At 79.2% G+C, this 6591-nt stretch carries 6 protein-coding genes; 3 read left to right on the top strand and 3 right to left on the bottom strand.

From position 1 onward, the window contains the following. From MN205_RS21585 to mtrA, 3 genes are all read right to left on the bottom strand, one after another. The coding region (locus MN205_RS21585) for a GerMN domain-containing protein (protein WP_242124993.1) at positions 1-1059 on the bottom strand (1059 nt) is incomplete at its 3' end. After that, the gene (gene mtrB / locus MN205_RS05200) at positions 1056-2801 is read right to left on the bottom strand and encodes an MtrAB system histidine kinase MtrB (protein ID WP_242124991.1); all 1746 of its coding nucleotides are present in this window, start codon (positions 2799-2801) and stop codon (positions 1056-1058) included. The genes mtrB and MN205_RS21585, both read right to left, overlap by 4 nt. Next, positions 2798-3475, bottom strand: a complete 678-nt coding sequence (gene mtrA, locus MN205_RS05195; protein ID WP_242124988.1) for an MtrAB system response regulator MtrA — start codon at positions 3473-3475, stop codon at positions 2798-2800. Before mtrA ends, mtrB begins: the two co-directional genes overlap by 4 nt. A 132-nt stretch (positions 3476-3607) precedes the next feature. Between mtrA and MN205_RS05190 the strand changes: the two genes are divergently transcribed. The 3 genes from MN205_RS05190 to MN205_RS05180 are packed head-to-tail and all read left to right on the top strand — an operon-like array spanning position 3608 to position 6572. After that, positions 3608-4741, top strand: a complete 1134-nt coding sequence (locus tag MN205_RS05190) for a glycerophosphoryl diester phosphodiesterase membrane domain-containing protein (RefSeq protein WP_242124986.1) — start codon at positions 3608-3610, stop codon at positions 4739-4741. Then, a complete protein-coding gene (locus tag MN205_RS05185) occupies positions 4738-5385 on the top strand; it encodes a DUF4129 domain-containing protein (protein ID WP_242124984.1) in 648 nt (215 codons plus the stop codon). The genes MN205_RS05190 and MN205_RS05185 overlap by 4 nt, the downstream gene beginning before the upstream one ends. Continuing rightward, a complete protein-coding gene (locus MN205_RS05180; protein ID WP_242124982.1) occupies positions 5382-6572 on the top strand; it encodes a DUF4350 domain-containing protein in 1191 nt (396 codons plus the stop codon). The genes MN205_RS05185 and MN205_RS05180 overlap by 4 nt, the downstream gene beginning before the upstream one ends. Positions 6573-6591: the final 19 nt, after the last annotated feature.

Raw genomic sequence — 6591 nt, 5'->3', positions numbered from 1 at the left:
CCCCGCGGCCGCCAGACCCGGCACCGGGTGCGCCGCCCCGGCGCCCCACCGCGAGACGCCCCCCGGCGCGGCCAGGACCAGCCGCGGGTCCGGCACCGGCAGCGCCACCGGGGGGTCCAGCACCGGTGAGGGTCCCGCCTCGCGGGTCAGCTCCGCGCCGTCCACGCGCACCACCACCTCCTCGACGCCGGGCAGGCGGCCCAGACCGGCGCGCAGCTGCGCCAGCAGCACCCCGCGCTCCTCGGGAGCGGCGCGCAGCACCGGGGCGGTCAGGTCCACCACCGCGGTGCCGCCGGAGACGGGGACCGTGCCGGTGCGCAGGCGCGTGCCCGGCGGGGCACCGCTGCGCACCGCCGGCGCCAGCCACGCCGAGGGGCCCGCCAGGAGCTCGGTGACGACGCGGGTGGCGGTGGAGGAGCCGTAGGCGAACCAGCGCACGTCGCCGACGAGCTGGGCGGCGTCCGCGGTGGCGAAGTGCACCGGGAAGGGGCGCAGCGACCGCGAGGCGTCCACCTGCGTCACCAGCAGCCCGTCGCCGGGGACGTCCACGAGCCAGACGCCGTCCCGGCGCACCAGCCGCACCGTGCGCTGCAGCACGTCCCCCGGCGGGCGCAGGGCGTAGCGGCCGCCGGCGTCGATGTCCGCCAGCGCCGTCGCCGACACCCGCACCGCGGCCGTGCCGTCCGCGCCCGCGTCCTCGACCGCCTCCACCAGCGGCACCCCCTGCAGCACGGTCGTGGACACGTCCGGCCGCCAGGTGCGGCGGGCGCCCGCGGACAGGAACTCGCGCGCCACCGGCTCACCGGCCGGCCCGGCCGCGGCGGCCAGCAGGAAGCCGCGCACGACGTCCACCGGGCCCGCCCCGTCCACCGGCCCCCGGGGGACGACCTGCAGCAGGCCCAGGCGCGGGTCCTGCTGGACGCGGGCGCCGGCGACGACGGGACCCGAGCGGGGCAGTCCCGCGCAGCCCGTGGCGGCGGCCAGCGCGAGCGCCACCACCGCGCGGCGCGGGAGCCGGGCGCCCCCGGGCGCGCCGGGGGCGGGTCCGCCGGCGCTCACGGCGCCTCCCCCGCGCCGCTGGACGCACCCACCCCCGGGGCGCCGCCCGGTCCCGCCCACGAGCGGCCCGCGGACAGGGCGGCGACGGGCTCGCGCCAGCCCACCGGCACCACCGGCAGCGGCGAGGAGCGCAGCGGGCGCCCCGCCGCGCGCGGCACCGTGAGCACGAAGTGGCAGCCGTGGCCGGGGTGGCCCCACACCTCCAGCCGGCCGCCGTGCAGGCGGGTGTCCTCCAGCGCGATGGCCAGGCCCAGGCCGCTGCCGCCGGTGGTGCGCGCCCGCGCGGGGTCCGCGCGCCAGAACCGGTCGAAGACCCGCAGCAGGTGCGACGGCGCCAGGCCCACGCCGTGGTCGCGCACCCCGACCGCCACCGCCGACTCGTCGCACACGACCGTCACCTCGATGGGCCGCGACTCGCCGTGCTCGACGGCGTTGCCGAGCAGGTTGCGCAGCACCCGCTCGATGCGCCGGGCGTCCACCTCGGCGGTGCACGGCGAAGCCGGCTCGGAGACGAGGACGGTGCTGCCGCGGCGCTCGGCGAGCGCCGCGGTGAAGTCCACGACGCGGTGCACCAGGGCGCGCACGTCCTGCGGGTCCGGTTCCAGGGCGGCGGCCCCGGCGTCGAACCGGCTGATCTCCAGCAGGTCCGACAGCAGCGTGTCGAACCGCTCCAGCTGCGTCATCAGCAGCTCCGCCGAGCGCGCCGCGACCGGCTCGAAGCCGGCGCGCGCGTCGAAGAGCACCTCCCCGGCCATGCGGATCGTCGTCAGGGGGGTGCGCAGCTCGTGGCTGACGTCTGAGACGAAGCGCTGCTGCAGGCGGGAGAGCTCCTCCAGGCGGCCGATGTGCTGCTGCAGGCCGGCCGCCATGGCGTTGAAGGCGCTGCCCAGCCGGGCGAGGTCGTCGCTGCCGCGCACCCGCATCCGCTCGTCCAGGTGCCCGCCGGCGAGCCGCTCGGCGGTCCCGGCGGCCTCGCGCACCGGCTGGACCACCAGGCGCGTCACCACCCACGCCACGGTGCCCACGAGGACGACCAGGGCGAGGCCGCCGCCGGCGAAGGTGGTGCGCACGAGGTCGATCGTGCGCTCCTCGCTGGTGAGCGAGTAGGCGAAGTACAGCTCGCGCTGCCCGGCGCGCGGCAGGGTCACGGTGGAGCCGACGAGCAGGGTGGGGGCGTCGCCGCCGGCGGGCAGGTCGGTCAGCTGCGCCTGCTGCAGGTCGGAGGACGTCACGGCCCGGCGCAGCGTCGCGGGCACGTCGGAGGGCGAGAGGCCCTCTGAGGCGAGGTCGCGCACGCGGACGCCGTCCTCCGCCCCCTGCCCGGGGGCGTCCTCGCCGCCGAGGAGCAGCACGCCGCGCAGCCGGTCGGGGCCGGGGCCCTCCAGCGCCGAGACGACGTCGCCGGCGAGCTGCTCCACGTCGGCGCCGGTGCGCGGCGTGGAGGCGTCGAACTGCGCCCGGGCGGTGGCCGCGGCGCGGGCGGCGTCGGCCAGCGCCGCGCGCCGGCGCTCCTCGACGAGCCCGTCCGCGACGGCGTCCAGCAGGTAGGTGCCCACGGCGACCGCCACGAGCAGCCCCAGCGCGGTGGTGGTGACCACCACGCGCAGCTGCAGCGAGGAGCGCCAGCGCCGCAGCAGCCCGCGCCGGGCGCCGCGCCGCAGCGCCCCCACCCGCGAGGGGCGGGCCGGGCGCGCACCGGCCCGCGCGGCGGGCGGGCGCCCCGGCTGCGCACCCGGGGTCACAGGGGCCCCGCGCGGTACCCCACCCCGCGGACGGTCACGACGATCTCGGGGTGCTCCGGGTCCTTCTCGATCTTCGAGCGCAGCCGCTGCACGTGGACGTTGACCAGGCGGGTGTCGGCGGCGTGCCGGTACCCCCAGACCTGCTCCAGCAGCACCTCGCGGGTGAACGCCTGCCACGGCTTGCGGGCCAGGGTGACCAGCAGCTCGAACTCCAGCGGCGTCAGCGGCAGGGAGCGGCCGTCGCGGCGCACCGAGTGCCCGGCGACGTCGATCGTCAGGTCACCGATGCGCAGCGTCTCCGGCGGCCGGTCCCCCGCCGAGCGCAGCCGGGCCCGCACGCGGGCGACGAGCTCCTTCGGCTTGAACGGCTTGACGACGTAGTCGTCGGCCCCGGCCTCCAGCCCCAGCACGACGTCGACCGTGTCTCCCTTGGCCGTGAGCATGACGATCGGCACGCCCGACTCCGCCCGGATGCGCCGGCACACCTCCATCCCGTCGGTGCCCGGCAGCATCAGGTCCAGCAGCACCAGGTCCGGGCGGGTGGCGCGGAACGCCTCCAGCGCCGCGTCGCCGTCGGCGCAGAAGCGCGCCTCCAGGCCCTCGCCCTGCAGCACGATCCCGAGCATCTCGGCGAGAGCGGTGTCGTCGTCGACCACCAGGACGCGTCCCCTCATGGGGCCATCCTGCCCGTCGCCGGCCCGCGCCGGGGCGGGGCCACGCCCGGGCGACCGGCCCGGTCGCGGGGCCGGCCCGGCGCCGCGGGCCCTCTGGCACGATGGGGCGAGGAACGATCGAGGGCGGGGTCGATGAGCCAGTGGCAGGGCCCGGAGGGCGGGTGGACGTCCCCCGGCGGGGGCCGCGGACCGGGCGGGGACGACCCGGGGGCCGCGCCGCCGCCGGTCGCCGACGGTGCCGGCGCGCCGGCGGGCGCCGGGTGGACCGGCACCGGGTGGTCCGGCGGGGGCTGGGAGCAGCAGCCCGCCGCGGCGCCGCGGCCGGGCATCGTGCCGCTGCGGCCGCTGGGGCTGGGTGAGATCTGGGACGGCGCGTTCCGCGCCTTCCGGCAGAACCCCCGGGTCATGGTGGGCCTGTCCGCCCTCGTGGTCGTCGTCACCTCCCTCGTCACGCTCGTCGCCACCGTGCTGGTCACCCGCGACCTGGTGCGGGCGAGCACCGCGGTGGAGACGGGGACCGGGGACGCCTCCGTCGTGCTGGACGCCGTGCAGACCTCCGTGCCGCTGTTCGCGGTGAGCACCCTGCTGCAGGTGGTCGCGGTGCAGGTGCTCAACGGCATGCTGATCCTCAGCGTCAGCCGTGCGGTGCTGGGGCGCACCATCTCCCTGGCGGAGCTGTGGCGCTCGAGCCGGCGGCGGCTGGGCGGGCTGGTGCTCGTGTCGGTGCTGGTGACCCTCGCCAGCGTCGCCGGGGCGGTCGCGCTCGCGCCGGGCGTGGCCGTGCTGGCGCTCGTGGACGGCACCGCGGGCGCGGCCACCGGCGCGGTCCTGCTGCTGGCCGGGCTGCTGGGCTGGGCGGCCGTGGCGGCGTGGCTGTGGGTGAAGTGGTCGATGGCCACGCCCGCGCTGCTGCTGGAGGGGTTGTCCGCGCGGCGCGCGATGGGCCGCTCCTGGCGCCTGACCCGCGGCGCGTTCTGGCGCACGCTGGGCATCCTGCTGCTGACGGCGGTCGTGGTGGGCGCCGTGGTGACGGCCGTGTCCGTGCCGTTCTCGCTGGTGGGCGGGTTCCTGGGCGCCTTCGTCGACGGCGGCGCGTCGACCCGCAGCCTGTGGCTCTCCCAGGGCGTCGGCACCCTGGGCTCGATCGTCGGCAGCGTCGTCGCCTACCCCTTCCTGGCGTCGGTGACGGCCCTGGTGTACGTGGACCTGCGGATGCGGCGCGAGGGCCTGGACGTGGAGCTGCACCGCGCCGCCGCGGGCGGGTGAGCGCCCTGCGCGGGACCGGCGTCCCGGTGCTGCCGGGGCGGGACGAGGCCCGTCGCCTGCTGGCCGAGGAGCTCGCCGGGCGCGAGTACCGCCAGGAGAGCGGCTCGTGGCTGCTGCGCGCCTGGGAGTGGCTGGTGGAGCGGCTCAGCGCCGTGGAGGTGCCGGGGCTCGGGACCGGCTGGACGGCGGTGCTCGTGGTGGTGCTGCTGCTCGTCGCGGTCGTGGTGGTGGTGCTGCTGGTGTCCGGCCCGCTGCGCCGGGGCGGCAGCGCGCCGCGCACCGAGGAGGTCTTCGCGTCCGGCCCGGAGCCGTCCGCCGAGCACGTGCGCCGCGCCGACGAGGCGGCGGCCGCGGGCCGCTGGGACGACGCGGTCGCCGAGCGGTTCCGGGCGCTGGTGCGCTCCCTGGAGGAGCGCGCCCTGCTGGACCGGCGCCCGGGACGGACCGCGCACGAGGTGGCCGTGGAGGCCGCCGACGCCCTGCCGGGCTGCGCGGCCGGCCTGACCCTGGCGGCCCGCGCGTTCGACGACGTGCGCTACGGCGGCAGGTCGGCGTCGGCCGTCACCGACGCCGACCTGCGCCGCGTCCTGCAGGAGGTCGCCGCCGCGCGCCCCCTCGCACCGGCGGCCGGGACCGCGCGGTGAGCGCCCTGCTGGAGGCCCCCGGGGCGGGCTCGCCGGACACCGGCCCCGCAGCCGTCGGGCGCGGCCGGTGGCGCGGTCCGCTGCTGGTGACCGCGCTCGTGGTGGGCCTGGTGCTGCTGCTCACGCTGCTGACCCCGAGCACGTCCCGGGAGGCGCTGGCGGCCGACTCCACCGCCCCCGAGGGTGCCCGCGCCGTGGCGCGGGTGCTGCAGCGGGAGGGCGTGCGGGTGCGCCAGGAGCGCACCTTCGACGCGACCCTGGCCGCGGTGCGCGCGGGGGGCCCGGGCACCACCGTGCTCGTCACCGACCCGGGGCTGGTGCCGCAGCAGCGGTGGGAGGCGCTGGCCGACGCCGGGGCCCGGCTGGTCCTGGCGGCGCCCGACGGCGACGCCCTGGAGGAGCTGGACGCCGTCGCGCCGGGGCTGCGCACCACCGGCACGCCCTCCGCCCGCACCCTGCCGCCGGGCTGCGACCTCGCCGCGGCCACCGCGGCCGGGCGCGCCCGCGCGGGCGGGCGCACCTACGCCGCACCCGGCGGCAGCGACGCCGCGTCCTGCTACGGCGGCTCCTACGTCGTGCTGCCCGCGGACCCGGCGACCGGGCGCGGCGAGGTCGTGCTGCTCGGCCAGCCGGACGTGCTCACCAACCGCTGGGCCGCGCTGGAGGGCGACGGCGCGCTCGCGCTGCGCACGCTGGGCACCTCGGACACTGTGGTGTGGTACCTGCCCGACCCCCTCGACACCGAGACCCCCCTGGTGCCGCTGGCGTCCCTCGCACCGCCGTGGACCGGGCCCGCCGCCGCGCTGCTGCTCGCGGCGGGGCTGACGACCGCGCTGTGGCGCGGCCGGCGCCTGGGGAGGCTGGTGACCGAGCCGCTGCCGGTGGTGGTGCGCGCCGCGGAGACGGTGGAGGGGCACGGTCGGCTGTACGCCGGCGCCCGCGCCACCGGCCGGGCGGCGGCCGCGCTGCGCTCGGCGACGCTGCTGCGGCTGCGGGCGCTGGTGCGGCTGGACGGCACCGCCGCGCCCGCTGACGTCGCCGACCAGGTGGCGTGGCTGACCGGCCTGCCCGCGCGGCGGGTGCTGGCCCTGCTCGACGGACCCGACCCCGCCGACGACGCCGCGCTCGTGCAGCTGGCGGCGGACCTGGACGACCTGGAGCGCCGGGTGCGCGCGCGCAGCACGTGAGCCGCGGCACCACGGCCGG

It is taken from the genome of Kineococcus sp. TRM81007 (assembly GCF_022669155.1).
Lineage (GTDB): Bacteria > Actinomycetota > Actinomycetes > Actinomycetales > Kineococcaceae > Kineococcus.
This window is presented reverse-complemented; position numbering and strand designations above follow the sequence as displayed.

Excerpts from the sequence above, each read along its gene's own strand:
- MN205_RS05190 (WP_242124986.1), top strand. The coding sequence starts at position 3,608 with ATGAGCCAGTGGCAGGGCCCGGAGGGCGGGTGGACGTCCCCCGGCGGG.
- mtrA (WP_242124988.1), bottom strand. The coding sequence starts at position 3,475 with ATGAGGGGACGCGTCCTGGTGGTCGACGACGACACCGCTCTCGCCGAG.